The following is a 25,474-nucleotide window of genomic DNA, read 5'->3' as shown; positions in this document are numbered from 1 at the left end:
CGCTCCTGCACAAAAGCCGCTAGATTAGGGCGCCTATCTGATACAAACAAAAAAGTGTTCTAGATACATAAGGTGGCCGAGCATGCGCCGTACCCGCTACAAAACCATCGTCGACCACTTCGCCCAACGCATCCGCAGCGGCCAGCTGTGCCCGGGCACGCAACTGCCCACGGTGCGTGCGCTGATGGCCAGCGAGCAGGTGGCCCTGGCCACGGCGCTGCGGGTCTACCACGAGCTGGAAGCCATTGGCCTGGTGGTCGGCGAGCCCGGGCGCGGCACCTTCGTCCGCGACACTAGCCTGCCCCGGGGCATGGGCCTGGAGCAGCACCCGGCCAGCGCCGCCTCGGTGGACCTGGCGTTCAACTACCCGTCCCTGCCCGGCCAGGCGGAAAGCCTGCGCGAGGGGCTGCGGGCGATAGCCGCCTCCGGCGACCTGGATGCCCTGCTGCACTCGGCGCCCCAGGGTGGCCGCCCCCATGAACGCCAGACCGCGGCGCGCCACCTGCGCAACCGCGAGATCCGCGTCGCCGCCGAGCAGGTACTGATCGTCAACGGCGCCCAGCAAGGGCTGGCGGTGAGCTTGCTGGCACTGCTCCAGCCCGGGGACATCCTGGCGGTGGACGCCCTGACCTACCCCGGCCTCAAGACCCTGGCCCAGGTCCATCGCCTGGACCTCGAAGCGTTGCCCCAGCACAACGGTCAGATGGACCTCGACGCCCTGCAGGCCCTGTGCCGCCGGCGCCCGGTGCGGGCGCTGTACTGCATGCCGACCCTGCACAACCCCCTGGGCACGGTAATGCCCTTGGCCGAACGCCAGCGCCTGGTGCAACTGGCCCGCGAGCATGACCTGCTGCTGATCGAGGACGGCGCCTACGCCTTCCTCGCTGAACCGGCACCACCGCCGCTGCAGACCCTGGCCCCGGAGCGCACGCTGTACATTTCCGGGTTGTCGAAAAGCGTCGCCTCGGGCTTGCGCCTGGGGTTTGTCGTCGCGCCACTGGAGATGATCCCGGCTCTGGAACGGGCGATTCGCGTGTCCACCTGGAGCACCCCGTCGCTGACCGTGACCCTGGGCTGCCGCTGGATCGAGTCGGGGCTGGTGGACAGCCTGGAAGAGCAGAAGCGCAGCGATGCCCGCAGCCGCCAGCAACTGGCCCGGAGGGTGCTCAAGGGCTGCGATTACCAGGCCTATGGCTCATCGTATTTTCTCTGGCTGAAACTGCCGGAAGGACAGAGGGCCGATGCCATAGTGGCGGCCCTGAAACATCAGGGGGTAACGGTAACCTCGGCCGAGCCCTTCGCCACCACCGCCCATGTGCCCCAGGCGTTGCGCCTGGCCCTGGGCTCCATCGGCCTGCCGCTGCTGGAGCAGGCTCTGGAAAAGGTCCGCAACGAAATCACCCGCTAAGCACACCTGTAGGAGCCGGCTTGCCGGCGAAGAGCGCCAACTCAGCGGCGTCAATGGCCGGGGCAATCCGGCCCTTGGCACGACATTCCCCCCAGCTCAAGGTGGGCAGCAGCGCCACCTCCAGTACAACGATCTGCCGCAACCACGGCCAGTTGCACAGAAGCCCGCGCTTAGCGTCGGGCTGAAAAAACTGCCACGTTCATGTCCCACTACGTGAAGTATCAAAGCGGCCATCGCCCCCAGGCCGCAGGCACGAAATGCCGGACGAAAAAAAACCCGCCGAAGCGGGTTTTTTCCAAGACCATTATGACTTCCTGTCTGCAGCATCCGTGCTAATGGTCGACCTTCCTTGATCCTGAGCGCTTCCTGCGCTGCAGTTGTGGGAAAGAAGATTAAACACAAAGCCGGGTACGCAGAAGGCGCATTGAATTACAGCGCGTGTAGGAAATTGGCTATACCGCACTTAGGCAAACCCCTAGTTCATCCTTCCAGTGCCTGGGCGGCCAACTCTGCGAGCTTGAGCTGGTGCTGCACCCCGGGCTGATGAGCGTCCTGGAGAAACCAGGCGGCGGACAGACCACTGAAGGCCAGCACCCACTGCACTAGCCGGCGCGGCTCCAGTTGCGCCGCCCGGGCAATCACCTGCACCTGGCGGGCAAAGCGCAGAGGGTCGGTGGCACAGGGCAAGTCCGGGTTGCAGATCAGGTTGGCGAAGTCGAAGGTGCGCTCGCCGTGCACGGACTTTGGATCAATGACCCGCCAGCCGCGCTCACCGAAGTCCAGCACATTGTCGTGGTGCACATCGCCATGCAGCACCACAGGGTCACGAGGCGCGGCCAGCAGTTGCTCGGCCATGGCCAGACTCTTGAGCAACACGCCGCCCTGCTGGTGCGCCGCCTCGCGCAAATCCTTGAACCAACGATCCAGGGGCACCAGCGCTGGCAAGGGTTTCGAACGTGGCGCGTGCAAGCGCGCCAGCGTGGCGCAGACGATATGGCTGACGGCATCGTGCTCGCCCGCCAGGGCCATGCGCATCAATGAACGCGACCCAAGCGCGCGCTCCATCAATATCGCCTGATCCTCCTGGGCATAGACTTGCGCCGCGCCCTCCCCGGCGCACCAGGCCATCAAACGGTTGCCGGCCTGCTCGTCCTCATTCAGGGCAAGCTTCAGCATCGCCGGCGCGCCGTCTTCCAGACGCACCGGCAACAGGCGGCTGCCTGGGGTGACGATGGACTCGCCATCAGGCAGCAGACGCCAACGTTCGATATAGGTTGCAAACAAAAGAACAGCTCCAAGCGGTAAGCGGTAAGCGGTAAGTTTCAAACGCCACGACTCGATCCGCAACGTGCCGCTTGCCGCGAACCACTTCAGCGCAGCTGCAAGTGGTTTTCTATATTGCTCATCTGCTCGTCCCAGCCACGGCTATTCATGCGAAAAGCCTTGAGCCGGCGCTCACCGGGAATGCCCTCGAAGCCCGACTCGATGACCCGCAGCAAGGTGCCGCCGTCATGCGGCTCCAGTTCGAACTGCACCAGGGTGGTGGGTTCGGCCGAGTAGTCATGGGCCGGGTCGATGGCGTAGGGATGCCAGCGAAAGGAAAACCGCTCCTCGGGCAGCATCTGTTCCACCTGCACATCCCAGGTCAGGTGTTCGTAGCCCGGGTAAGTGACGGCGCCGCGCACGCGCTGGCCGGGGATGAAGTGCTGGCCCTGCAGGGCCACGCCGAACCAGCGGCCAAATTGCTCGGCCTCGCTCAGCGCCGCCCACACCTGCGCCGGACGGGCGTGCAGCAGGATCTTGCGTTCAATGCGATCTGAAGCGTTCATAGGTCACCTCCAGTGATGAACACTAGACCGCTGTGCTTCGAGCGCAACCTTTATCCGGCCAAAGGCACGACTGATCGCGCGCCAGGAAAAATGCTACTGTCGCCGGCGCAAATGCACCTCTCTTCGCAAAGGATCTGCCATGCCCCTCTCTCTTAACGACCGCTACCGCGGCAGCCTGCTGGGCCTGGCCTGTGGTGACGCCGTCGGCACCAGCGTCGAATTCAAGCCCCGCGGCAGCTTCGCGCCGGTCACCGATCTGCTGGGTGGCGGGCCGTTCAACCTCAAGCCCGGGCAATGGACCGACGACACCTCCATGGCCCTGTGCCTGGGCGAAAGCCTGCTGCACAAGAACGGCTTCGACCCGGCCGACCAGATGGGCCGCTACCTCAACTGGTGGCAATGGGGCTACCTGAGCGCCACCGGCGAATGCTTCGACATCGGCCTGACCGTGCGTCAGGCCCTGAGCGACTTTCAGGAGCATGGCCGGCCCTTTGCCGGTTCCACCGATCCGCAGACCGCGGGCAATGGTTCATTGATGCGCCTGGCGCCGGTGGTGCTGTTTCACTACCCGGATCTGGCCCGGGTCCGCGAGTTCGCCGGCGCCAGCTCGCGCACCACCCACGGCGCCGCCGAAGCCGTCGAATGCTGCCAGCTGTTGGCCGGGTTGATCGCCAAGGCCCTGGGTGGCGCCAGCAAGCTGGAACTGCAACGGCTCGATACCACGGGGTTGAGCCAGAGCAAGGTCGTGGCCCTGGCCCAGGGTGGCTATGTGCATAAAACCCGCGAGCAGATTCGCGGCAACGGTTATTGCGTCGACTCCCTGGAGGCCGCGCTGTGGTGCTTCCAGCACAGCGACAGCTTCGCCGCCGCCGTGCTCGCCGCCGCCAACCTGGGGGATGATGCCGACACCACCGCGGCCATCGTCGGCCAGTTGGCCGGGGCCTTCTACAGGGTCCAGGGCATACCGCCACACTGGCTGGCCTGCCTGCACATGGCCGAGGAGATCCAGACCATGGCCGATCAACTGCTGCAGGCCGCCCAGCGCCAGCAACCGGCCCGTCCCCTCAACGGCAGTTGCCTGTGCCGGGGCGTGCAGTACCAGGTCGAGCGCCTGGACATGCCCATCGGCCACTGTCACTGCCAGACCTGCCGCAAGGCCCATGCCGCGGCCTTCGCCTCCACCGCCGGGGTCATGCGCGAACATTTTCGCTGGACCCAAGGCCAGGAGCTGCTGAGAGCGTTCGAGTCGTCGCCGGGCAAGCTGCGGCACTTCTGTTCGGTGTGCGGCTCTCATCTGGTGGCCGAGCGACCGGGCCAGCCCCATGTGATCCTGCGGGTGGCGACCCTGGACGATGATCCGGGGCAAACCCCGCAGGTGCATATCTGGACCGCCCACGATGTGCCCTGGCTGGCCCACGAGGCGCTGGAGCGCTGGCCCGAATGGCAGCCAAGCCGCGACTAGACTGAATGTCCACCCCTTGACCCGATAGCGAGATGTTCCATGCGTGCGATCCTGTTCCTGGCCCTTGCGCCGCTGCTGCTCGCGCCGTTGGCCCAGGCCGACGAGTGCGACAGTGCCACCACCCAAAGCGATATGAACCAGTGCGCCGGCCGGCAATTCCAGGCGGCCGACAAGCAACTGAACAACCTCTACCAGCAGATCAACCTGCGCCTGAACGACCAGCCACAGGCCAAGAAACTGCTGGTCAGTGCACAACGGGCCTGGGTGGCGTTCCGCGATGCCGAGTGCGAATTCTCGTCCTCGGGGGTCGAAGGTGGCAGCGTGTATCCACTGGTCTACAGCAACTGCACCACGGCCTTGACCAAGGCCCGGGTGGAAAACTTCAAGACCTACCTCAAATGCCAGGAAGGCGATTTGAGCTGCCCGGTACCGGGCCTCTAGGAGCGGGCTGGCCCGCGAAGGCGTCGGCGGGGGCGCTGCACGGCTTGCCGGCCCATTCGCCGGCAAGCCGGCTCCTACACAAGGAGCCGGGCAGGCCGATGGATGGGGGTCAGCGGATGAAGATCTGCGTGGTGGTGGCCGCCATGTCGCCACCGGGCAAGGTGATCTTGCCCACCTGCTTGAGGCTGTCGGCGTCGAAGATCGCCACGTCGTTGAAGGTCCCCGTCAGGTAGATCTTGCTCCCGGCCTTGTTGAACGACAGGCAGTAGTAGGAGTGGTCCAGGGTCGCGGCCTGGAGCAGCTTCTTCTGCTTGATGTCGTACTTGGCCAGGCGGTTGAGCACGCCGAACATCAGGTTCGGGTCCTTGGGCGAGCGCATGCCGCTGAAGTAGATCTCGGTCAGGGGACCGAAGTCGGTGGTTTCGGTCTTGCCAGTCTTCAAGTCAATGCTGAACAACCCGTACAGCGGCTCGGCGGTCGCCGGGTCCTGCTGCTTGTCCTTGAATTTCGTCGCGGTGTAGAGCAGCGAGAAATCGTGGCGGTAGGTCTGCTGGTTCCAGATGTAGAGCACGTCCGGGGCGCTGTAGTTGGGGCGTTTCCAGTGCCGGCTGGGGACCAGTACGTCGAACTTGCCGGTCTGCACGTTGACCTTGTACAGGTCCGGCCCGGCCACATACAGGCTGCCGTCGTCGCCGCTCTGCATGATGGTCAGCTGGCGCGGCGCGGGGAAGCTGCGCACTGGCTTGGCGTCGAGCCCGGCGTCGGTGGCGTAGACATCCAGCCGCGGCTCCTTGACCTCGTAGCGATCATTGAGCAGCAGGGTCGGGTTGGCCACGGTGTACAGCTCCTTGCCATCGTGGCTGACGGTGAAGGCGAACATCGAGCGCGCCTTCTCCCCCGGGTGCTGGGTGATGCTGGCGTGGAACACCTGCTTGCAGCTGTCGAGCTCGACGCCGTAGACATCCGCGTAGTGGTTGTTCAACACGTAGGCGATCTTGCGGTCCGGCGACAGTTGCACGGTGCCGGGGCCGAAGGCGTCGGGCATCTTGCAGGTCTTGTACAGGCTGTCGCTGGCCAGATCGATGACGTGCAGGTTGTTCGGGTAGTTGGTGGTCACCAGGTACTCGTGACCGCTATTGAGGGCCAGGCTTTCATCGGCCAGGGCGGTGAACGAACAGGCGCCGAGAACCGCGAATGCGACCAGGCCGCAGGCTTTGATGCTGTGCATGCTGGAATCCTTCTTCTTGTTCATCACTTGTCTTTCGGGAAGACAGTGCCGAGGTTGCGCCAGTTGTCGTTGGAGGCCTGGGCGTCCTTGTTCCAGTCGGGGTAGGTGCTCATCATGTCCGGCACCTGGGCCGGCCACCAGCACGGGTCGGAGCAGCCGTAGAGGTCGGCCTCCATCGGCTGGCACAGCGACGAGACCCCGCCGAAGGCGTCGATTTCCCAGCCCGGGTCGGTGGTGGAAGCGCAGCCGGCCACGGAGTTCATCGCCAGCACGTCTTCGATCCGATCCTCGGCGGCGGCCTGGGTCAGTTTCTGAGCTTTGTTATTGATTGGCTTGAGATGTTTCATGTCAGTGGGCCTTGCGCGGAGTGATGTAAGTGCTGATGAACGCAGGGTTGTGCGCCATGATCCGGCTGTAGACGTCGATGCCGAAATCCACCCAGTCACGCATCAGTTCGCAATAGTGATACGTCGGGTGCGCCGGATCGCCGTAGCGGGCGTAGCTCTCGTGGTAGCAGCCGCCGGAACACAGGTTGCGAATGCGGCAGCTGTCGCAGCCGGTGTTGCTCCGGTCCAGGCGCTGGGACAGGAAGTCATTGAGTTCCACCTGCTTGACCCCGCCGTCATGCACATTGCCGAAGGTCGGCAAGCTTGAGCCGGTGAAGCGGTGGCACAGGTTCAGTTCGCCCTTGTGGTCCACCGCCAGCATCTTCAGTCCGGCGCCGCAGGGCAGCGCCTTCTTGTGGCCCTCGTGGATGTCGGTGATCAACTGGTGCAGGTTGGAGAAACCGATGTTGCGGTGCTCCAGCGCCGCTTCCAGGTAACGCCGTCCCAGGCGTTTCATGCTGGCGAAGACTTCGATCAGCTCCTCGCTGCTGAGGTTGAAGCTGCTGATGTCCCCGGAGGTCACCGGGGCGAAACCCACCTCGGCAAACCCCAGCTCGTTGAACAGGTGATCCCAGATCGTCTCGACATCGGTGACGCCGGTGGTCAGGGTCACCCGCGCCCCCACCGGGCGGCTGTTGTAGCGCGCCAGGAGCATCTGCGCCTTGCGCCGCACCACGTCATAGGTGCCCTGCCCGCCCACGGTGATGCGGTTGCGGTCGTGCACCGTCTTGGGCCCGTCGATGCTCACCGACAGCCCGAAACGGTGGGCGTTGAGGTAGTCCACCACTTCCTCGGTCAACAGCGTGGCGTTGGTGGTCATGACGAACTCGACGAACTTGCCGGCGGCGGCAAAGCGCCGTTCGCAGTAGTCCACCATGGCCTCGATCAGCGGCCGGTTGCTCAGCGGCTCACCGCCGAAGAACACCACGGTGTAGCGTTCCTCGTCGGGGGATTCCTGAAGCAGCATTTCCACCGAGGCGATGGCCGTGTCCAGGCCCATCTTCTTGCCCGCCGAGGGCTTGTCCAGGTCTTCCTTGTAGCAGTAGGTGCAGCTCAGGTTGCAGCCGGTATTGACGTTGAGCACCACGGTATTGATCGCCGTGCGCTCGACCCGCTTGACGCCGATTTCCGGGGTCAGGGGCGAGCCGTCGCTGACCAGTTCCAGGGCGATCAACTCGCGCAGGGTGTCGCTGACGTCGGCGCTGTCGTAGGCACCGGCCAATTGTTGGATCAAGTCTTCCGGGGTGCAGCCCGGGCCGCGCAGGGCATCGATGATGCTGCCGGTCAGGGCATCGCTGGCAAACAGCGAACTGCTGGGGATATGGAACAGCATGCGGTCGGCGTCGACCTGCACTTCATGCAGGTTGCGCTCCACCAGATTCAGAATTGCGCCCATCACAACCTCCTGTGCAAACCCCGCTGTCGGGGCCTGCGGTCATTGCCTGAAAGTGTCTGTCGCGGTTCCTCGACGGCCCTCAGGGAATGGGTGGATTGTTCCAGCGTTGCACGGTGACGATCAGCTGGCCTTCGCCGGTCAGGGCCTTGCCGGCGTCATCCACGGCGGCGATCACCTTGAGGTTGCCGGCGTTGTTGGTGGACATCTTGCGCTGCGGGTTGGGCCCGGCGTCGCCCGGGGTGAACACGCCGCTGTCGGCCTGCATGCTGCCGGCGTACTTGACGTCTTCATCCTTGGCCGCCTGCTCGTCGAAGGCCTCGACCTTCCACTGCGCCGGCATCAGGCCAATGCGATAGGCCTTGCCGTCGGCTCCCTGGCCCCAGGCTTCGGCATCGAAGCGGCCCTGGACCTTGGGCGTCGAACCGCCACCGTCGCCGATCCGCGCCACCGAGAAGGCCGGCACCACCTTGACCTCGGCAATGCGCTGGTACACCGCCAGCGTGGCGCCCTTGAGGCTGCCGACACTGACTTCGCGCAGCCCCGGCTGGGCGCTGGCCGCGGCCTTGAGCTTGAGGCGGATGCGCTCCGGGCTCTGCTCCAGCACCTGCACCACCTCGACCCCCTGGCCGAAGCTCGGAGTGCCTTTGAGGCCCGCGCCCACCAGGGTCACTTCGGCCTCCTCGCCGGCCTTGAGATAACCCGGCTGCACCGCCAGCAGGCGCTGGCTGCCCTGTTTGGCGGCGATGAAATCCAGGCCGCGCTCATCGTGCTCGGCCTCGAACATCCGCCCTTGCAGGGCGTTGCCCTGGGCCGCCAGCACCTGGCGCATGACCACGCCGTCGACCGTGACATTGCCGCGCCATTCATAGCCGTTGTAGAGAATCGCGCTGCCCTGGCCATTGAACGGGCTGCCATCGGCGTACTGGCCCTTGACGCTGACCTTGAACTGATCGCCCTCGCCGGCGCTGACGCTCATCATCCCGGCCAGTTCGCCCTTGCCCGGCAGGTGGCCGCTGAAACTCCAGTCCCCGACCAGCGCTGCCGCCGACGGACGCGCCTGTTGCCAGGCCTTCCAGGCCGGGTTGTCGAGGGGGTAACGCTGGGCCAGCAGGGGCACCATGTCCTTGAGCGCGGTGGGCAGCCATTCGCGATCCCGGGACAGCGCCTGGTACTCCAGGGACGGCCATTGCCCGAGGTGGAAGTTCACCAGCCGCTCCCACTCCTGGGCCGGACGGCGCTGCAGGGCAATCCGCGCGCCGGAGTGGCAACGGGAGCACATCTGGGTGGTCTGCTCGTCGAAATGCTCGACGGTGTTCAAGCGCCGCTCCAGGGCATAGCGCACGCCGTCGGTTTCGCTGGGGGCCAGGCCCTGGGTGTCGGCCAGGTACTTGACCAGGGTGCGGCGGTCCTCGTCGCTGATCTTCAGGCCGTGCATGGTCTGCATGCGGGCAATGCTCATCAGCCAGCCTTCCGGGGTCTTGCGCTGGTGGCTGATGCGGCTCAGGGCGTCCCCGGCCTCGGGGGTGTGACAGCCCTGGCAAGTTTCCTTGAGGATGCTCTGGGCATCCCGGGCGGCGAAACTCGACGGCGCGTGCAAGGCGGTACAGGTGGCGATGGCCAGCAGGCTGGCGCTGAGCCTCAGGCGGAGTTTTCTCTTCATCAGGGTCGAACCTCCCTCGGTGCTTTCTTATTGTTAGCGAGTCGTTTTTATGGTTTCTGCCATGCCCGGCGACACCGGCCATGGAGGCAAGAGAAACGTCTGAGGGTAAGCAATACACGGAGCGTGCCAGCTTATAAAAGAACAACGAATCAATGACTTAGGCGACAACACCACACCTTGGACGCCGCCACGCTGTTACCCGACGTTCAATTTCGCGACAAACGTCTCAGTCTGAGACACCCCAGCGCGGGGCACGAATTGCCACAGCGGCGCCCGAACCAACTGCATCGGTGGTTTTCTTTGCAATTGGACCTTGCATTTATCCGGCGCCGCCGCAAAATCACCCGCGCTTTGCCGGCCCCGCTCTGTGGGCCACTCGGCACTCCCCTCATTACAAGGAACCTGAAGTTCATGGATAGAAGCGCCTGTGCCCGTCTCGGCTCGCTGATCCTCTCGTTGTCTGCCCTGACCCTGGTCGGTTGCAAGGAAGAAACCAGCCCCAAAACGGCCGCCATTGCACCGGCCCCGGCGCCCGCGGCCATGATCATGCCGATCTGCGCCAACGGCGAATGCGCCGTCCTGGACCAGGACGGCAAGGTGCTGGTGAGCGCCGACAACGACTACGACGCCGTGGTCGCCCTGCCCCTGGACAAGACCTTCCTGTTCGCCAAGGACGGCACCTGGAACCTCGCCAGCGCCGACGGCAAGCAGATCCTCAAGGCCGCCTTCACCGACGACCTGCGCCTGCTGACCCCGGGCTATTTCGGCTTCGGCCAGGACGGCAAGCTGGGCATCATCGACCAGAGCGGCAAGCAGGTTCAGCCTCCGCGCTTCGACGACCTGTATGTCGGCGGTGCGGATGACTTCATCGTCTACGAGATCGGCGGCAAGCGCGGCATTCTCAGCGCCAAGGGCGAGGTGATCACCGAAGCGGTGTATGACAGCAGCGTGGTGCGCGACGACTTCGCCAAGCGCGGCGGCTGGATGGGCGCCGAGCGCGGCGAGCAGAAGTGGGCGCTCAACCTCAAGACCGGCGAGCAGAAGCAGGTCGAGTTCGACAGCATCGACTCCTTCGCCTACCAGCATCTGGTGGTCAGCACCGAACAGGGCAAGGCCCTGGCCGATGCCAATGCCCAGTTGATCAGCGCCGCCACCTACAACTGGATGGGCGAGCCGGGCGACGGCCTGGTGGCCTTCCGCGAAAAATATGACAGCCCCTGCGGCTACATGGACTTCCAGGGCAAGACCGTGATCCAGGCCCAGTTCGGCACCTGCCAGGTGTTCGGCAAGCAGGGCGCGCTGGTCACCGCCAAGAATGCCGACGGTAGTTCCGGCAAGGCCGGCTTCATCGACCGCCAGGGCCAATGGAAGGTGCAACCGACCTATGACTCGGCGGACCCGGCAGGCTTCAGCCCCCTGGGGATGTTCAAGCAGGTATCGGGGCTGAACCAGGTCGCGGTGCTGCAGAACGTGTTCAGCGCCACCTTCGGCATCTTCGATGTGGACAAGGGCGTGGAGCTGTTCAAGCCGACCTACGCGCAGATCGGCGCGCTCAACGCCGACCTGTTCGTGTTCAGCACCGCCAACAGCCCGACCAAGCAGGCCACCCTGTTCGGCCAGGCCACGCAGATGCACACCGTGGGCCTGATGGACGCCAGCGGCAAGGTGCTGCTGGAGCCGGGCCAGTACGTCGACATTCGCCTGGACGCCAGCGGCCACTACCTGCTGGCCACCGACGACACCTCGCCCCTGGCCACCTCGGCGCTGTATGACCTCAAGGGCAAGCGCCTGATTGCCAGCAAGTGGCAGGAACTGGTGGTGGACGAAGCCCGCGGGGCGATCTTCGGCTATGCCGTGGAAGGCGTCGGCGACGATCAGTCCCGCAGCCTCAAGGCGCTGTACCGCCTGGACGGCACCCCGAGCTTCCAGGTCAGCCAGGTGGAATGCGGCGCCGAGCAGGTGCGTGACGGCCAGGACAAGGTGCTGTGGCCGGCCAACCCGCAGGACCACTGCCCGCAACCGGACGAGGAAGAAGACCAGGGCGAAGGCGACAACGCTCAGGGCTGAGGCCCTGGGCGAACCGGTCACGGTGGCGATCAAGCCTGCTAGGATGCGGGCTTGATCGATTCAGCCAACCGGCCCGGATGGGGCCCGAGAGGAACTGTCCCATGCTCAACGCTCTGCTTTTCGACCTTGACGGCACCCTGACCGACACCGACGCCCTGCACCTGCTGGCCCTGCAACAACTGTTGTGGGAAGAAGAGCGCCGGGTGTTCACCGAGGCCGAATTCGCCGCCCACGTCAGTGGCCAGGCCAACGCCAACATGTGCCGCTACCTGTTCCCCGAGCGCAGCGTGGCGGAACATGCCGCCTTCGCTGAACGCAAGGAAGTGCGTTTTCGCCAACTGTCCCCGCAACTCAAGCCCCTGCCCGGCCTGCCGCGCCTGCTGGACTTCGCTGCCGAGCACGGCATCGGCGTGTGCGTGGTGACCAACGCGCCACGGGCCAACGCCGAACACATGCTCAAGGTCCTGGGCCTGCAGGAGCGTTTCCAGACGGTGCTGGTGGCCGAGGAGCTGCCCCGGGCCAAGCCTGACCCCCTGCCCTACCTCAGCGGCCTGGAATGCCTGCAAGCCACCGCCGAACAGGCCCTGGCCTTCGAGGACTCGGTGCCCGGACTGACCGCCGCGGTCAACGCCGGCATCAGCACCTTCGGCCTGGCCACCAGCCAGCAACCACAGACCCTGCTCGATGCCGGCGCCCACCGGGTGATCCGCGACTTCGACGACCCGCTGCTGTGGGCCGAGATCCGACGCCGGCTCAATCTAGCGGAATAACCCCCAGCAGAGCCTGCGCCAAGCTCCGCAGTTTCTGCGGATTGCGCACCAGCAGCAGGCGCACCACCTGCTGCCCGCGCACCTCGCAGGTCAGCAGCAGATCCAGCCGCTGCCGATCGAACACCAGTAACGCCGGCTGCCCATTGCAACGCGCGGCGCGCACACTGAAGCCGGCGTCGAACTTGCGCCGCACGCCAAGGATGAAACGCAGAATTGGCTGTACTCCCTGGATCGGCCGCAACGCCGCCGTGACCTGGCCGCCGCCATCGGACAGCAACTGTGCATCGCTGGCCAACAGCCGCAGCAGGGCTTCGGTATCACCGCTGAGGCAGGCCTGTAGGCAGTCCTCGGCCAACTGCCGGTCAGTTTCGCCAGCACCCTGCCCGGCCTGCCCGGCCTGCTCGGCCAGGCGCAGTTGGGCCCGTTGAAACAGCTTGCGACACGCCACTGAACTGCGCCCCAGCACGATGCCCAGTTCGGCGAACGGATAACCGAACAGCTCGCGCAGTACCCAAACCACCCGCTGGGTCGGAGTCAATTGCTCCAGCACCAACAGGAACGCCAGGGACAGGGTCTGCCAACGACCGTGCAAGTCCTCGGGCCTGTCGCTGGCGGCGTGCTCGTCCAGTTGTGGTTCCGGCAGCCAGGGACCGATGTAGACCTGCTGGCGCCGCCCGCGCAACTGATCGATGCACAGGTTGCTGAGCATGCGCGTCAGGTACGCCTGAGGATTGAGCGGTTGCAGGTCCAGGGCCTGCCAGCGCAACCAGAGTTCCTGCAACACATCGTCGGCTTCACTCAGGCTACCCAGCAGGCGGTAGGCCAGAGCGTGCAGACGCGGGCGCTGGTCGAGAAAAAAGCGCAGGTCACTCATGTCGACTCCTTGTCCAGCACGGTACGAGGCCAGTGATAAATCCTGCGACCCAGGCTAAGTTCCCAGCGCGGAGCTACCCAGACCAGGGTGCATAGCATCCATTTGATCAACGCCGCGCGCCAGCCCCCAAGCCAGCGCGGTTGTGCGCGATCGCGGGCATCGGTGAGTTGCCAGATACCGTCTCCACGGCCCAGGCTCAGGCACCGCAGCACGTAGGCGAAGGCAAAGGGCTGGGGCTGGCGCCCCTGCAACCAGTCGCCCATGGCTTCTCCGGCATGCCCACCGCTGGGCAGCGCGGTGGCGCAGGACAGGCGCAACAGCTGCCCATCGGTCAGGGTCGCCGCGCTGCAATCTCCCGCCGCCCACAGGTGCTCGTAGCCTTCGACCCGCAAATCCGGCCCGACCCGCAAGCGCCCTTGCGGGGTCAGCGGCAGGCCGCTGTGCAACAGCAGCGGATTGGCCCGCAGGCCGCCACACCAGAGCATCCGATCGGCGCCGACCCGGCGCCCATCCGCCAGGTATGCGGCGCCCGCTTGCAGTGCGTCGACCTCACCGATCAAGAGGTTGACGCGCAGTTGCCGCAAGCGCCGGCAGGCATGTTCCCGGGCTTGCGGGCAAAAGCCGGGCAAGGGCTGCTGGCGGCCGAGCAGGCTCACCTGCAACCCCGCAAAGCGCTGCGCCAGTTCACTGGCGCATTCGACCCCGCTCAAGCCATTGCCGATCACCAACAGGCGGCCGCCACAGGCCGCCAGCCGCTTGAGCTCGGCCTGGCGCTCGGCCAACGGCTGGTCGAAAGACAATTGCCACAGATGTTCCGCGCCGGGCAGATCAGCGCCCTGGCTGACACTGCCCAAGGCGCAGATCACACCGCGATAGGCAATGACTTGAGGCCCCTGCGGGGTGTGCACCTCGATCTGCTGCGCCGCCGGGTTCCAGGCAACGATACGTGCCTGCACAAACTCCACCCGCGCCCTGGCCAGCAACGGCGCCAGTGCCGCGCGCTTGACCCGGGTGCCGGCCAGCGCCTCGTGCCAGCGCACCCGTTGCTGAAAATGCGCCTGATCGGCAATCAACAGGATTCGCGCCGAGGGCGCTTTCTTGCGCAGACGCGCGGCGGCCAGCAGGCCGGCATAGCTGCCACCGAGTATCAGAAGCGGAAGATCGGACATGACGGACTCCATCTACGGAAAGTCCATCCAGACGAAACAGCAGCGGAGAATGTGACGCGTCGCCGGAAAAAACTGATCGGGACGCAACAGGGAAATAGTCGAGGAGAGAGGAGGTAGCAAATGCGCGGAAAAAACAGAAGGGAAAAAGTGCTCGCCCATCACTTCGGCAGTGGCACCTAAGCCGAAGTACCCCCTTTGGCTGGGCGAGCAGGGAGGAATATACGTGGCTGCCGAGGGCGGTCCTATCGGACAGATCCTAAAAGCCAGTGCGATTCGGACAAATACCTTTGCGCTTTTTCCTCAAGACCACCTTTTTTTCACAGCTCTTTCACCTCGCGACCCTTAGATTGAGAGCCACTCCTGAACGAATCCCATTTGGCCCGCCTTGTTGCGGGCTTTTTTTTGCCAGCGCGTGCGCCCTGCAAGGGCGCGGGCCCCAGGCTGTCGGCCAGCTGAACGAAATCGCGCCAGCCCTGCCGCCGCCCATGACCACAGATACAATTTGAAACCTTTACCCCCTCTCCAGATCGACGCCATGACTGAAGACTTCGAAGTGCCCAGCCCCCACGAAAAGCACCTGGAACATGTGACCGAACACGCCCACGGCCGCAATGACAACTTCGCCAGCAAGATCGCGGTGATGACCGCGATCATGGCCACCCTGGGGGCACTGCTGAGCTATCAGGCCGGCTCCACCGAGAGCCTGGCGGCGATGGACAAGAACAACGCCGCGATGAAGAAGACCGAAGCCGCCAACCAGTGGGCCTACTACCAGGCCAAGTCCAGCCGGCAGAACCTGGCGGAACTGGCGACCCACATTCCCGGGGTCGATGCCGGGCACTACAGCATCGAGGCCCAGCGCTACCAGAAGGAAAAGGAAGCGGTGCGCCTCAAGGCCGAAGCCCTGGAAGCCGAGGCCCGGGACTGGGACGAACAGTCCGAAGCCGCGCTGCACCAGCACCACCGCTGGGCCCAGGCAATGATGGCGATCCAGATTGCCATTTCGATGGCCGCCATCACCCTGCTGACCCGCAAGGAGTGGCTGAAAAAACTCGCCTACGGCGCCGCCGGAGGCAGTGTGCTGCTGGGCGCCCTGGCCTGGCTGCACATCTAGGAAACCCCCGCCGCGCAGCCCCGAGACCGGCGAGCCGAGCCGTCTCTGGATTCTCACCGGCTGTCGCAGTTTGCGAAAAACCGCCGCACGCCCGGCCTCGCCATTGCCCGCCAAGCCCCGCAATCGCGGGGCCCCGGCGCCCGCACGAATCTGGCACAGCCATTGCGAAAGCCCCTGCCTCACCTACAACAAGAGGCTTCGCCATGGCTATTGCCCCCCTGCTCGCCGCTACCACGGCGTTTATCCAGCGCGCCCCGCGCATGTTGATCGGCGCCCATTGGGTCGAGGCCGCCGACGGCCAGACCATGCCCCTGCGCAACCCCGCCACCGGCGAACAGCTGTGCCTGGTGCCCCGGGCCACGGTGGACGACGTCGATCGCGCGGTACAGGCGGCGCGCCAGGCGTTCGACGATTCGCCCTGGACCCGCACCCGCCCCCGGGAACGGCAGAACCTGCTGTGGAAGCTCGCCGACCTGATGCAGCGCGACGCCGAGCTGCTGGCCCAGCTGGAATGCCTGAACAACGGCAAGAGCGCCGCCGTGGCCCAGGCCATGGACGTGCAGCTGTCCATCGATTTCTTGCGCTACATGGCCGGCTGGGCGACCAAGATCGAAGGCTCCAGCGTCGAGGTGTCGCTGCCGTTGATGCCGGATGATCAGTTCCACAGTTTCATCCGCCGCGAGGCGGTGGGCGTGGTCGGCGCCATCGTCGCCTGGAACTTCCCCCTGCTGCTGGCCTGCTGGAAACTCGGCCCGGCCCTGGCCACCGGTTGCACCCTGGTGCTCAAGCCGGCCGACGAAACCCCGCTCAGCGCCCTGAAGCTGGCGGAGCTGGTGCAGGAAGCCGGCTACCCCGATGGCGTGTTCAACGTGGTCACCGGCACCGGCATCACCGCCGGTTCCGCCCTGACCCGCAACCCCCTGGTGGACAAGCTGACCTTCACCGGCTCCACCGCCGTGGGCAAGGAAATCGGCAAGATCGCCATGGACTCCATGACCCGGGTAACCCTGGAACTGGGGGGCAAGTCGCCGACCATCGTCATGGCCGACGCCGACCTGAGTAGCGCAGCGGCCGGGGCCGCCAGCGCGATCTTCTTCAACCAGGGCCAGGTGTGCTGCGCCGGTTCGCGGCTGTATGTGCAGCGCAAGCATTTTGACAACGTGGTGGCCGACATTGCCGGCATCGCCAACGCCATGAAGCTGGGCAATGGCCTGGACAGTAGCGTCGACATGGGCCCGCTGATTTCCGCGCGCCAGCAGGAACGGGTCTATCGCTACATCGAGATGGGCCGCGACAGCGGGGCCACCATCGCCTGCGGCGGCGAGCAGTTCGGCCCGGGGTATTTCGTCAAGCCGACGGTGATCGCCGATGTCGACCAGCGGCATGCCCTGGTTCAGGAAGAGATCTTCGGCCCGGTGCTGGTGGCGATTCCCTTCGACGATGAAGCCGACGCCCTGCGCCTGGCCAACGACAGCCCCTACGGCCTCGGCGCGAGCATCTGGTCCAACGACCTGGCGGCGGTGCACCGGATGATCCCGCGGATCAAGTCCGGTTCGGTGTGGGTCAACTGCCACAGCGCCCTGGACCCGGCGCTGCCGTTTGGCGGCTACAAGATGTCCGGGGTTGGCCGGGAAATGGGCCATACCGCCATCGAGCACTACACCGAGCTGAAATCGGTGCTGATCAAGCTCTGATCCGCACCCGCGCCAACCGCCCCACCCGGGGCGCCGGAGGTGGTCCGGCGCCCCCCGACGACTGCCCTGTCCTGCGGGCAAAGCGCTGCTACGCTCAGCCCGAGCCGGCTCGCTGTCCACCTTGAAGGGCCCGGGTTCGCCCCCCTCCACAACGCCTCATCACCACCGAAAACCTGAGGAAAGCATCATGGGATCAAATGGAAATGATCACGATTACATCCAGTGCGGCTGCCATAACCCCGTCTGGGAAGCACTGAAAGACACCCTCGACCCCGCCAGCTACATCGCCAGTCACGCAAACGCCGCCCATGGCACCGCCAAGGATCCGAGCGGCGAGTCCCTGGTTTTTCATGACGGCATCATCTACCCCCTGCGCGACGGCAACATGGAGCAACGGGTAGAAGCCCTGGGCATCCATGCCGGCGACGTGGTCGCCTCGGGCACCCTGGCCGCTGTCGAAGCCCGCATGCAGGCCCTGGGCATCGAGTACAAGCGGCAGTCGCTGCAGGGCAAGACCCTGCTGCCCGGCCTGGTCGAGCCACACGCCCACATCGTGCAAAGCTGCGCCATGGACGGCTGGCTGAACCTGGGCGCCATCGAGCCCGAGCCCCTCGACAGCGACCCGCAGAGCGACCCACGCAGCCAGCGGCTGCGGCCTGTCTACAACTGGAACTGGCTGAAAGAAACCATTCAGAGCAACCTGCCCGAGGACAGTTCCAGCTGGGTCCTCGGGCATCTGGTCGATCCGGCGCTGATGCCCTTCAAGGTGGTGCCGGGGGGACTGAACCAGCTCATTACCCTGCAATGTGGCGACACGCCCGAAGAGGGCTACCTGGACACCATCGAGGCCAAACGACCGATGCTGCTGATCAGCGCGTCCATGCACAGCGCCTACATGAACACGGCGGCCAGGGACCTGGTTCATGAAAAAACCGGGATCATGGTTCAGAACGGTGTGCTGCAGGAAACCCAGATCGTGGCCGGGATCCTGTCGATTCCCGCCAAGCAGAAGCTGCAGATGCTGAAGATCTTCAAGCGTCTGGACACCTTCTTCCAGACCGCTGCCAGCCGCGGGATCACCCTGCTGTACGACGCGATGATGGATCCCCTGTCGAAACTGGTGTTGAACGCCTACTTCCTGACCCACCCCAGAACGCTGCGGATCGGCTATGCCGCCGCCTGCAACAACTCGCTCGACGCCCTCAAACTGCTGCCGGACTATCGGCCGGTCACGCGGGAAGAGGCCAAACACCTGTATCAGGGCTCGATCAAGGTGATCTCGGACGGTTCCAACCAGGGGTTGACCGGCTATCAGGTCGCGGACTACTGCTGCAAGACCGATCGCCCGGTGGGCAACTTCAATCTGTGCGATGAGGGCAACGACACCCCGAAAGAACTGCCGGTTCGCTACAGGGACTTTATCCACGCGGCGGTGAAAAAGGGCTGGCCGCTGATGATCCATGCCAACGGCGACCGGGCCATCGAATTCACTCTGCAGGCCTATGACCTGGCCCTGCAGGGCCAGAGCGGCCTGGACAAGCGCCATCGCATCGAACACTGCTCCCTGCTCACCCCGAAAACCCTGAAGACCATGCAGCGCCTGGGTCTGTCACCGAGCTTCCTGATTGGTCATGTCGGCTATTGGGGCTATGCCTTCGACAAAGCCATTTTCGAGAGCAAGGCCCAGAAGATGCTCGACCTTTGCAAGTCGGCCCTGGACCACGAGCTGCGGATTTCCCTGCACAGCGACTATTCGGTGACCCCGCTGGGGCCCCTGCGCTCGATGGAACAGGCGGTGACCCGCAAGATGGAGGGCATCCGCAATCATGACCAGCAGTTCGTCAACGACCCGCGCCTGCAACCGATCCTCAATGAAGCCGAGTGCCTGACCCGCCAACAGGCGCTGAAAGCCATCACCTACGACGCCGCCTGGCAGTGTCATGCCGAGGCCTGGACCGGGTCGCTGCAGGACGGGAATTTCGCCGACTTCGTGATCCTCGATCAGAACCCGTTGGACGAGAAGGTCCCGGCCACCCAGATTCGCGACATCAAGATCCGCGAAACCTGGAAAGGCGGCCAACGGGTGTACCTCAACGCGGGAGACTGACTGCGGCCAATGCAAGCCGGGGGATGCTCAAGCCACCGTTGCACGTTGTAGGAGCAGGCTTGCCGGCGAAAAGGGCCGGATGTCGTGGATGGCCGCTGCGCGGTTCGCGAGCAAGCTCGCTCCTACAGTTCCCGTGGGGGCAGTTAGGGTCGGTAGCCCTGGGCCAGCAACCAGCTGCGGATCAGCCGATCCTGCTCCGGGCTGAACTGCGCCAGGGCCTGGGCCGTGCCCTGGCTGCGCAAACGCCGCAGCAGCGGCGCCAGCTCCACACCCTGCACATGCCAGATCCCCAGGGGCTGGTCCGGGGTGATCACCACCTCGGCTTCATCCACCAGGCCATCGCGCAACACCGGGGCACGCTCGATGCGCAGGGCTGCAAAGTCCGGGGCCGCGTGCGCCGGTTGCGGGTCCGGCCAGCCTCGACGGACCTGCCAGAACGGCTGCTCGGGCCAGCGCTGCTCAGCGGCGTAGAAGTCCCGGCCAATGCGCGCAAAACGCAGGAACAGCTGCTCCACCCGCTGGCCATGGAAGCGCTGCGCCAGCGCGGCACGCTGTGGCCGCTGCAACAGGGTGTTGATCACCGCCGGGGCCTGCAACGCCGAGGACAGGGACTGGAAAATGCCGTTGCCGGACAAAGGGTCCACCGCCATCGCTGCATCGCCGACCCGCAGCCAGTTGGCACCACACACCTGGGGGCTGAGGATCGCCGTGCTGCTGCGGGCATGCAGGTGCAGTTGCTGTTCTTCGCCATCGGCAAACAACGCCCGGGCCAGGGCCGAGGCCCGGCGACGCTGGCGACAGTACGCCAGCAACTGCGCCTTGCCCGGCAGCCCGGCGCTGGCCACATCCAGGGTCAGTTGCCAGTAGCACTGGCCATCTTCGCGCCGGGCCATCCAGGCCCAGCCGTCCTCCAGGCTGTACACCGCGCTGGCGGCGCGGCCAGCGGGGCCCTGCCAGCGGTTGAGCAGGCTGACGGTTTCCGGCCCGCGCCGGCCCTTGTCGGCGCCCTGGCGCAGGGTCTTGTCCAGCGCAGGCGCCTGACGCCCACGGGCCTCCACCAGGAACTCGCCGAGCACCTCGCCCTGCCCTTGCACCTGGACCCGGTGCCCGGCCGCGCTGGACTTGACGCCCAGCACCCGGCCCTCGATCAGCTGTACCCCGGCCTCGCGCAGGGCCTCGCGCAGGCCACGGTCGAAGGCCGGGCGGTCCAGCAGGTATTCGACGTTCTGCGCATGTTCCTCGCCGTTCCACGCCACCTGTCGCTGGGAAGGGTGCAGGGCCTGGGCCAGCGCCTGCTCCAGGCCGGCGCCGCGCAGCGCCTCCAGCACCCGCAGCGACACCCCTTCCAGGGCCGCAAAGCGCCGCCAGTCACTGACCAGGGTCACCGGGTAGCCGAGGCGGCACAGCCCCAGGGCCACCGCGGCCCCCGCTGGTCCCGCCCCCAGGATCAGGATGGTGTGCATGGCATCGTCCGCCGTTCCGGGCCCTGGTACTGGGCGTTGTCCCGCAGCCACTGCTGGACCTGGGCCTTGCTGGCGCCCGGGTGGGCGCCGAGGTAGGCGGCGATATGCCCGCTCAGGGCCGCGCAGCCCAGGCTGGCGCCGGATTGCCCCGGGCTGCTGCCCCGCACGCAGGCGGCAAAATCCGCCTGGGCGGTGTCCAGCCATGACCACTGTTGCGCGCTGCAGCGCGCATCACCGGTGACGCGCCACACCCCGGGGTAACTGGCCGGAAACACCGGCTCGCCCTGGGCCGGGCTGGACGCACACAGCAGCACCCCACGGGCTTCGGCCGCGGCACAGGCCTGGCGCAAGAGGTCACGATCCTGGCGCAGGCCCAGGCTCAGGTTGATCAGCCGCACCTGCTGCTCCAGCAGCCAGTACAAGGCGGCACTGACTTGCGCGGCGCTGGTGACCCCGCGCCGGTCGAATACCTGGGCCACATAGAGCCGGGCCGCTGGTGCGCGCTGGCCGATGGCCTGGAGGACCGCGCTGCCGTGGCCGAGGGCGTCCTCCTGCAACGGGCCCTCGCCCAGCCCTTCGGCTTGCAGGAAGAACCGGCGCCCGGCCGCGACCTGCTGATGCGCGGCATGGCCGCTGTCGATCACGCCAATGCGCAGTTCAGGCTTCATGGGCCACCTCCAGCACGTGCAGCACGCCCTCGCGCAATTCGAACCGCAGCTCGGCGTCGGCCAGGGTCGAAGGCCGGTGGCTGATGAGGATGCGCGTGCGCCCGGCGAACAGCCGGTCGATGGCGTCGATCACCTCGCGCTCGGTGGCTTCGTCCACCGCCGAGGTGGCTTCGTCCAGCACCAGGATCATCGGGTCCTGCAGCAGGGCCCGGGCGATGGCGATGCGTTGTTTCTGCCCGCCGGACAATTGCTGGCCGCGCTCGCCCAGGGGACTGTCCAGGCCTTCGGGCAGGGACTCGATCAGGCTCTGCAGTTGCGCCAGCCGCGCCACTTCGGCCACCGCCTCGCGGCTGGCGTCGGGCACGCTGTAGGCCAGGTTGTCCGCCAGGCTGCCGCGAAACAGCACGATGTCCTGGCTGACCACCGCCACCCGCCGCCGCAGTTGCGTCAGGTCCAGCTGGCGCAGGTCGATGCCGCCCAGCAGCACCTGCCCGGATTGCGGGTCGTGGTGGCGCTGCAACAGGTCGATCAAGGTGCTCTTGCCCGCCCCCGAGCTGCCGCTGAGCGCCACTTTGCGGCCGTAGGGAATCCGCGCTTCGATGCCCTGCAAGGTCATCCCGCGCCCCGGGTGACTGAAGTGCACGGCATGCAAATGCAGTTCGCCCTGCTCCGGCACCGGCAGCGGCGCCTCGGGGTTGCTGATGCCCGGCTCCTCGCCACGCAGCTCCATGACCCGGCCCAGGCTCACGGTCATGCGCTGGATCGCCACGTACAGCCCGAGCAGGCTCTGCACCGGGCCCACCGCCATGCCCAGGTAGGTGGAAAAGGCGATCAGCGCCCCCAGTTGCCAGGTGCCCTGCACCACCCAGTAACCGCCGATCAGGAAGGCGCAGGCCCGGGACAGTGAGGTCAGGGTACCGGGCACCGCCTGGGTGAAGAACTCGGTGACTTGCAGCTTGAGCAACTGGTTCATGTAGCCCTGGCCGAGGCCGTGCAGGCGTCGGGCTTCACGCTGCTGCTGGCCGGCGCTCTGGATGAATTTCATCACCGGCAGGGTTTCCACCAGGAACGAGGACATGTCCGCCGAACGCTCGCGCAACTGGCGCACATCGCGCTCGACCTTGCGCCGCATCCAGCGCAGCCAGAGCACGTCCAGGGGGATCAGCAGCAGGGCCAGGAGCGAGAGTTGCCAGGACAGGGTCAGCAGCATGGCCAATGCCACCACCAGGCCGATCACGCTGGACACCGCGGAGAACAATGAGTCGACGGCAAAGCGCTGGATCTCCGCGACATCGCCGTCCAGGCGCGACATCAGGTCGCCGATCCGCCTTTGCCCGTAAAAGCCCGGCGACAGGCGCTGCAAGTGCCGGTAGAGGTCGTCGCGCAGGGCGAACAGGATGCGCCCGGACAAGCGCGTATGCAGGTAGCGGTTGACCCCGGAGAGCACGGTGCCCAGCAGCCCGGCGCCGATCATCAGGCCGGCGATCAGCACCAGCCGGGGAAAGTCCCGGGCCAGCAGGCCGTCGTCGATCAGCAGCTTGGTCAGCCAGGGTTGCACCAGCACCAGCAGGGAGGCGCACACCGACAGCCCCAGCAGCCCGCCGATGGCCAGCCGGTGCGGCCGGACAAAACCGTAGAGCCAGCCCAGGGCCGCGCTCAGCGCCTGGGGATCGCGGCTGTCCACCAGTCGGGTGATCAGGCGCCGCATCAGGAACGCAACTGTTTGAGCTTGCGGTACAGGGTCGCGCGGCTGATGCCCAGGGCGTCCGCCGCCGCCGAGACATTGCCCTGGTGGTTGTCCAGGGCGCTGCGGATCAGCTCCAGCTCGTTCTCGCGGATGCTCCCCGTCGGCGGCCGGGCATGGGCGTTGAGATCGTCGAGCATGCTGTCGGGCAAGTGTTCCAGGCCAATCTGCTGTTCGCCGTCTTCGCGCAGGGCCAGGGCGGTGCGCAGGACCATCTCCAACTGGCGGATATTGCCCGGCCAGTGGTAGTCCGCCAGCAACCGGCGCAGGTCCTCGGCAATGCTCACTTCGGCGCCGCCGAGCCTGGCCAGCAGGCTGTCCACCAGTGGCTGCAAATCTTCGCGTTCGCGCAGGGCCGGCAGCAGCACGCTGATGCCGTTGACCCGGTAGAACAGGTCTTCGCGAAAGGCCTTGTCCTGCACTTGCTGCTTGAGGTCGCGGTGGGTGGCGCAGATCAGCGCGATGTCGATGTCCTGTTCTTCGCCAGCGCCCAAGGGCGCCACCTTGCGGTCCTGCAGTACCCGTAGCAGACGGGCTTGCAGTGCCAGGGGCATGTCGCCGATCTCATCGAGGAACAGGGTGCCGCCGTGGGCCTGTTGCAGGCGCCCGATCATGCCGCCGCGCCGTGAGCCGGTGAAGGCGCCCTCGCGGTAGCCGAACAGTTCCGACTCGATCAGGCCTTCGGGGATGGCCGCGCAGTTGACCGCGACAAAGGGTTTTTCGGCACGGCTGCCGGCGCGGTGCAGGGCCCGGGCCAGGACTTCCTTGCCGGTGCCGGTTTCGCCCAGCAGCAGCACTGGCAAGCCATTGGCCAGGCCCTGGCGGGCCATGCGCAAGGTGCGGGCGTAGCGGCTGTTGCCGCCGGCCAGGGCTTCCAGGTCCTGGGGCAGAGGCGCGGCCTTGGCGGCGCTGCGCGGCGCGCGGTGCAGGTTCAGTGACGGTTGCGGCGCCCGCAGGGCCTTGTAGAACAGCTCGCCCTTGGCGGTCTGCAAGCTACCGACCGCCCCTTGTTGCAGGCGCGCCAGCAACTGCAAGCCATCGACCCCGAGGAACTCTTCGCAGCGCCGGCCCACCAGGGCCGCGCGCGGGGTGTTGAGCAACTGGCAGGCCTGAGCGCTGACCGCGAGAATCTGCCCGCCCAGGCTCAGGGCCAGCAGCCCCTGCCACGGCGATTCGAGGTATTGCCGGCGGCTGTGGAAGGCCAGGACGATCTGCTCCGGGTAGGAGGCATGGAACACCCGCGCCTCGATCTGGCTGACCGCCATGGACAACAGCGCGGTGCTGTCCTGGGCCCGGCCCAGAGGGCCTTCGCGGGTCAGGTCAAGAACGCCGAGGATCTCGCCCTGGGGGCACTGGATCGGCACCGAGGTGCAGGAGAAATGGCTGAGGCGATCCAGGTAATGCTCACCGCAATCGATCAGGGTCGGTCGGGCTTCCACCAGGGCCGTGCCCAGGGCGTTGGTGCCACGGGTGGCTTCGCTCCAGCAGGCGCCGAGGGTGATGTCCTGCACGCCGCTGTTTTTGAGCCGGTCGGCGCGGCCTTCGATGGCCAGGATGGTGGCGTCGGCATTGGCCAGGATGATCAGGCCGTCCTTGCCGTGATGCTGGTTCAGGTAGTCGATGGCCGGGAGCGCCGCGTCCAGCAACAGACGGTTGCTGGCCAGCAGCACTTCGAGGCTGGCGCTGGATTCCAGGGTCAGTTGATGCTGGCTGCCAAAGTGCACGCCATGGCTCAGGCTGCGCCGCCATGAAGCATCGATTTCCGCACGCAGGACCCCGTCGGGGATCTCGCCTTCCAAGTGCAGCCGTTCCCGGGCCAGCCGGGCTTCGTGTTGCTGCTCACCCTTTATTGTTTTTATAAGAGTCATCAAGCGCTCCGAATCGGTCCGCCCGCTGTACCCGCTCCAGTCCCTTGGATTGCGCGAGGCACGCAAGCCGTGGTCAATGTCTACACCGGGTTCAGGGGGCAGTAAAGGGGTGTGACCCGGATCAGC

At 65.9% G+C, this 25,474-nt stretch carries 20 protein-coding genes and 1 pseudogene; 9 read left to right on the top strand and 12 right to left on the bottom strand.

All coding sequences use genetic code 11. From position 1 onward, the window contains the following. Positions 1-82: 82 nt before the first annotated feature. Positions 83-1,408: a PLP-dependent aminotransferase family protein gene (locus GGI48_RS25285; RefSeq protein ID WP_179600537.1), complete on the top strand. Its 1,326-nt coding sequence runs from the start codon at positions 83-85 to the stop codon at positions 1,406-1,408. Between the two features lie 480 nt (positions 1,409-1,888). Here the strand turns inward: GGI48_RS25285 and GGI48_RS25280 are convergent, their stop codons facing one another. Continuing rightward, complete coding sequence (locus GGI48_RS25280; protein ID WP_179600535.1) at positions 1,889-2,692, bottom strand: aminoglycoside phosphotransferase family protein; 804 nt, start codon at positions 2,690-2,692, stop codon at positions 1,889-1,891. A gap of 86 nt (positions 2,693-2,778) precedes the next feature. Beyond that, the gene (locus GGI48_RS25275) at positions 2,779-3,237 is read right to left on the bottom strand and encodes an SRPBCC family protein (protein WP_179600533.1); all 459 of its coding nucleotides are present in this window, start codon (positions 3,235-3,237) and stop codon (positions 2,779-2,781) included. A 139-nt stretch (positions 3,238-3,376) separates the two neighbouring features. Here GGI48_RS25275 and GGI48_RS25270 point away from each other — a divergent pair. The 3 genes and pseudogenes from GGI48_RS25270 to GGI48_RS25265 form a co-directional block, all read left to right on the top strand. Next, positions 3,377-4,291 (top strand): annotated as a pseudogene (locus tag GGI48_RS25270) (ADP-ribosylglycohydrolase family protein); the annotation flags it as partial. A gap of 36 nt (positions 4,292-4,327) precedes the next feature. Then, complete coding sequence (locus GGI48_RS31235; RefSeq protein WP_260620679.1) at positions 4,328-4,699, top strand: GFA family protein; 372 nt, start codon at positions 4,328-4,330, stop codon at positions 4,697-4,699. A gap of 39 nt (positions 4,700-4,738) precedes the next feature. Then, a complete protein-coding gene (locus GGI48_RS25265) occupies positions 4,739-5,140 on the top strand; it encodes a lysozyme inhibitor LprI family protein (protein ID WP_016964503.1) in 402 nt (133 codons plus the stop codon). 109 nt (positions 5,141-5,249) lie between these two features. Here GGI48_RS25265 and peaD read toward each other — a convergent pair whose 3' ends face one another. From peaD to peaA, 4 genes are all read right to left on the bottom strand, one after another. Beyond that, the gene (gene peaD / locus GGI48_RS25260; RefSeq protein WP_179600529.1) at positions 5,250-6,368 is read right to left on the bottom strand and encodes a quinohemoprotein amine dehydrogenase subunit beta; all 1,119 of its coding nucleotides are present in this window, start codon (positions 6,366-6,368) and stop codon (positions 5,250-5,252) included. Positions 6,369-6,391: 23 nt separating this feature from the next. Then, positions 6,392-6,715, bottom strand: coding sequence for a quinohemoprotein amine dehydrogenase subunit gamma (gene qhpC / locus GGI48_RS25255; RefSeq protein ID WP_179600527.1), 324 nt, complete (start codon positions 6,713-6,715; stop codon positions 6,392-6,394). Between the two features lies 1 nt (position 6,716). Next, positions 6,717-8,150: a quinohemoprotein amine dehydrogenase maturation protein gene (peaB, locus tag GGI48_RS25250; RefSeq protein WP_179600525.1), complete on the bottom strand. Its 1,434-nt coding sequence runs from the start codon at positions 8,148-8,150 to the stop codon at positions 6,717-6,719. A 79-nt stretch (positions 8,151-8,229) separates the two neighbouring features. Then, positions 8,230-9,810: a quinohemoprotein amine dehydrogenase subunit alpha gene (gene peaA / locus GGI48_RS25245; RefSeq protein WP_179600523.1), complete on the bottom strand. Its 1,581-nt coding sequence runs from the start codon at positions 9,808-9,810 to the stop codon at positions 8,230-8,232. Positions 9,811-10,221: 411 nt separating this feature from the next. On the opposite strand from peaA, the gene GGI48_RS25240 reads away from it, so the two are divergent. Both GGI48_RS25240 and GGI48_RS25235 read left to right on the top strand, forming a co-directional pair. Continuing rightward, on the top strand, positions 10,222-11,877 hold the full coding sequence (locus tag GGI48_RS25240) for a WG repeat-containing protein (protein WP_179600521.1): 1,656 nt from the start codon (positions 10,222-10,224) through the stop codon (positions 11,875-11,877). Positions 11,878-11,978: 101 nt separating this feature from the next. After that, positions 11,979-12,647, top strand: a complete 669-nt coding sequence (locus GGI48_RS25235; RefSeq protein WP_179600519.1) for an HAD family hydrolase — start codon at positions 11,979-11,981, stop codon at positions 12,645-12,647. On the opposite strand, the gene GGI48_RS25230 is transcribed toward GGI48_RS25235, so the two are convergent. Further along, entirely contained in the window at positions 12,631-13,521 is an 891-nt protein-coding gene (locus tag GGI48_RS25230; protein ID WP_179600517.1) for a sigma-70 family RNA polymerase sigma factor, read from the bottom strand. The two genes, GGI48_RS25235 and GGI48_RS25230, sit on opposite strands and share 17 nt — an antisense overlap. Then, positions 13,518-14,690 carry an NAD(P)/FAD-dependent oxidoreductase gene (locus tag GGI48_RS25225; RefSeq protein ID WP_179600515.1) on the bottom strand — a complete coding sequence of 391 codons (1,173 nt, stop codon included), beginning with the start codon at positions 14,688-14,690 and terminating at the stop codon, positions 13,518-13,520. The genes GGI48_RS25230 and GGI48_RS25225 overlap by 4 nt, the downstream gene beginning before the upstream one ends. Before the next feature lie 535 nt (positions 14,691-15,225). Between GGI48_RS25225 and GGI48_RS25220 the strand changes: the two genes are divergently transcribed. The 3 genes from GGI48_RS25220 (at position 15,226) to GGI48_RS25210 (ending at position 19,605) form a co-directional block, all read left to right on the top strand. Further along, positions 15,226-15,804: a DUF4337 domain-containing protein gene (locus GGI48_RS25220; protein WP_016964495.1), complete on the top strand. Its 579-nt coding sequence runs from the start codon at positions 15,226-15,228 to the stop codon at positions 15,802-15,804. Positions 15,805-16,007: 203 nt separating this feature from the next. Next, positions 16,008-17,498 (top strand): aldehyde dehydrogenase, encoded by a 1,491-nt coding sequence (locus GGI48_RS25215; protein ID WP_179600513.1) that lies wholly within the window; start codon positions 16,008-16,010, stop codon positions 17,496-17,498. A 187-nt stretch (positions 17,499-17,685) separates the two neighbouring features. Beyond that, positions 17,686-19,605 carry an amidohydrolase gene (locus GGI48_RS25210; RefSeq protein WP_179600511.1) on the top strand — a complete coding sequence of 640 codons (1,920 nt, stop codon included), beginning with the start codon at positions 17,686-17,688 and terminating at the stop codon, positions 19,603-19,605. Positions 19,606-19,748: 143 nt separating this feature from the next. Here the strand turns inward: GGI48_RS25210 and GGI48_RS25205 are convergent, their stop codons facing one another. The 4 genes from GGI48_RS25205 to GGI48_RS25190 are packed head-to-tail and all read right to left on the bottom strand — an operon-like array spanning position 19,749 to position 25,348. Continuing rightward, positions 19,749-21,068, bottom strand: coding sequence for an NAD(P)/FAD-dependent oxidoreductase (locus GGI48_RS25205; RefSeq protein WP_179600509.1), 1,320 nt, complete (start codon positions 21,066-21,068; stop codon positions 19,749-19,751). After that, positions 21,053-21,736, bottom strand: coding sequence for a S8 family serine peptidase (locus GGI48_RS25200; RefSeq protein WP_179600507.1), 684 nt, complete (start codon positions 21,734-21,736; stop codon positions 21,053-21,055). Before GGI48_RS25200 ends, GGI48_RS25205 begins: the two co-directional genes overlap by 16 nt. After that, positions 21,726-23,444: an ABC transporter ATP-binding protein gene (locus tag GGI48_RS25195; protein WP_103739389.1), complete on the bottom strand. Its 1,719-nt coding sequence runs from the start codon at positions 23,442-23,444 to the stop codon at positions 21,726-21,728. Before GGI48_RS25195 ends, GGI48_RS25200 begins: the two co-directional genes overlap by 11 nt. Further along, on the bottom strand, positions 23,444-25,348 hold the full coding sequence (locus tag GGI48_RS25190) for a sigma-54-dependent Fis family transcriptional regulator (RefSeq protein ID WP_179600505.1): 1,905 nt from the start codon (positions 25,346-25,348) through the stop codon (positions 23,444-23,446). The genes GGI48_RS25195 and GGI48_RS25190 overlap by 1 nt, the downstream gene beginning before the upstream one ends. Between the last annotated feature and the right edge of the window lie 126 nt (positions 25,349-25,474).

The sequence above is a fragment of the Pseudomonas protegens genome (genome assembly GCF_013407925.2).
Lineage (GTDB): Bacteria > Pseudomonadota > Gammaproteobacteria > Pseudomonadales > Pseudomonadaceae > Aquipseudomonas > Aquipseudomonas fluorescens_AP.
Note: the sequence above shows the minus strand (reverse complement) of the source record. Positions and strands in the feature narration are given on the sequence as shown.

What these genes read in the sequence shown, in the direction of transcription:
- GGI48_RS25265 (WP_016964503.1), top strand. Translation starts at nt 4,739, where the DNA reads ATGCGTGCGATCCTGTTCCTGGCCCTTGCGCCGCTGCTGCTCGCGCCG.
- GGI48_RS25225 (WP_179600515.1), bottom strand. Translation starts at nt 14,690, where the DNA reads ATGTCCGATCTTCCGCTTCTGATACTCGGTGGCAGCTATGCCGGCCTG.
- peaD (WP_179600529.1), bottom strand. Translation starts at nt 6,368, where the DNA reads ATGCACAGCATCAAAGCCTGCGGCCTGGTCGCATTCGCGGTTCTCGGC.
- GGI48_RS25190 (WP_179600505.1), bottom strand. Translation starts at nt 25,348, where the DNA reads ATGACTCTTATAAAAACAATAAAGGGTGAGCAGCAACACGAAGCCCGG.
- peaB (WP_179600525.1), bottom strand. Translation starts at nt 8,150, where the DNA reads ATGGGCGCAATTCTGAATCTGGTGGAGCGCAACCTGCATGAAGTGCAG.
- qhpC (WP_179600527.1), bottom strand. Translation starts at nt 6,715, where the DNA reads ATGAAACATCTCAAGCCAATCAATAACAAAGCTCAGAAACTGACCCAG.
- GGI48_RS25215 (WP_179600513.1), top strand. Translation starts at nt 16,008, where the DNA reads ATGGCTATTGCCCCCCTGCTCGCCGCTACCACGGCGTTTATCCAGCGC.
- GGI48_RS25200 (WP_179600507.1), bottom strand. Translation starts at nt 21,736, where the DNA reads ATGAAGCCTGAACTGCGCATTGGCGTGATCGACAGCGGCCATGCCGCG.
- GGI48_RS25240 (WP_179600521.1), top strand. Translation starts at nt 10,222, where the DNA reads ATGGATAGAAGCGCCTGTGCCCGTCTCGGCTCGCTGATCCTCTCGTTG.
- GGI48_RS25230 (WP_179600517.1), bottom strand. Translation starts at nt 13,521, where the DNA reads ATGAGTGACCTGCGCTTTTTTCTCGACCAGCGCCCGCGTCTGCACGCT.
- peaA (WP_179600523.1), bottom strand. Translation starts at nt 9,810, where the DNA reads ATGAAGAGAAAACTCCGCCTGAGGCTCAGCGCCAGCCTGCTGGCCATC.
- GGI48_RS25275 (WP_179600533.1), bottom strand. Translation starts at nt 3,237, where the DNA reads ATGAACGCTTCAGATCGCATTGAACGCAAGATCCTGCTGCACGCCCGT.
- GGI48_RS25210 (WP_179600511.1), top strand. Translation starts at nt 17,686, where the DNA reads ATGGGATCAAATGGAAATGATCACGATTACATCCAGTGCGGCTGCCAT.
- GGI48_RS25220 (WP_016964495.1), top strand. Translation starts at nt 15,226, where the DNA reads ATGACTGAAGACTTCGAAGTGCCCAGCCCCCACGAAAAGCACCTGGAA.
- GGI48_RS25195 (WP_103739389.1), bottom strand. Translation starts at nt 23,444, where the DNA reads ATGCGGCGCCTGATCACCCGACTGGTGGACAGCCGCGATCCCCAGGCG.
- GGI48_RS25235 (WP_179600519.1), top strand. Translation starts at nt 11,979, where the DNA reads ATGCTCAACGCTCTGCTTTTCGACCTTGACGGCACCCTGACCGACACC.
- GGI48_RS25205 (WP_179600509.1), bottom strand. Translation starts at nt 21,068, where the DNA reads ATGCACACCATCCTGATCCTGGGGGCGGGACCAGCGGGGGCCGCGGTG.
- GGI48_RS25285 (WP_179600537.1), top strand. Translation starts at nt 83, where the DNA reads ATGCGCCGTACCCGCTACAAAACCATCGTCGACCACTTCGCCCAACGC.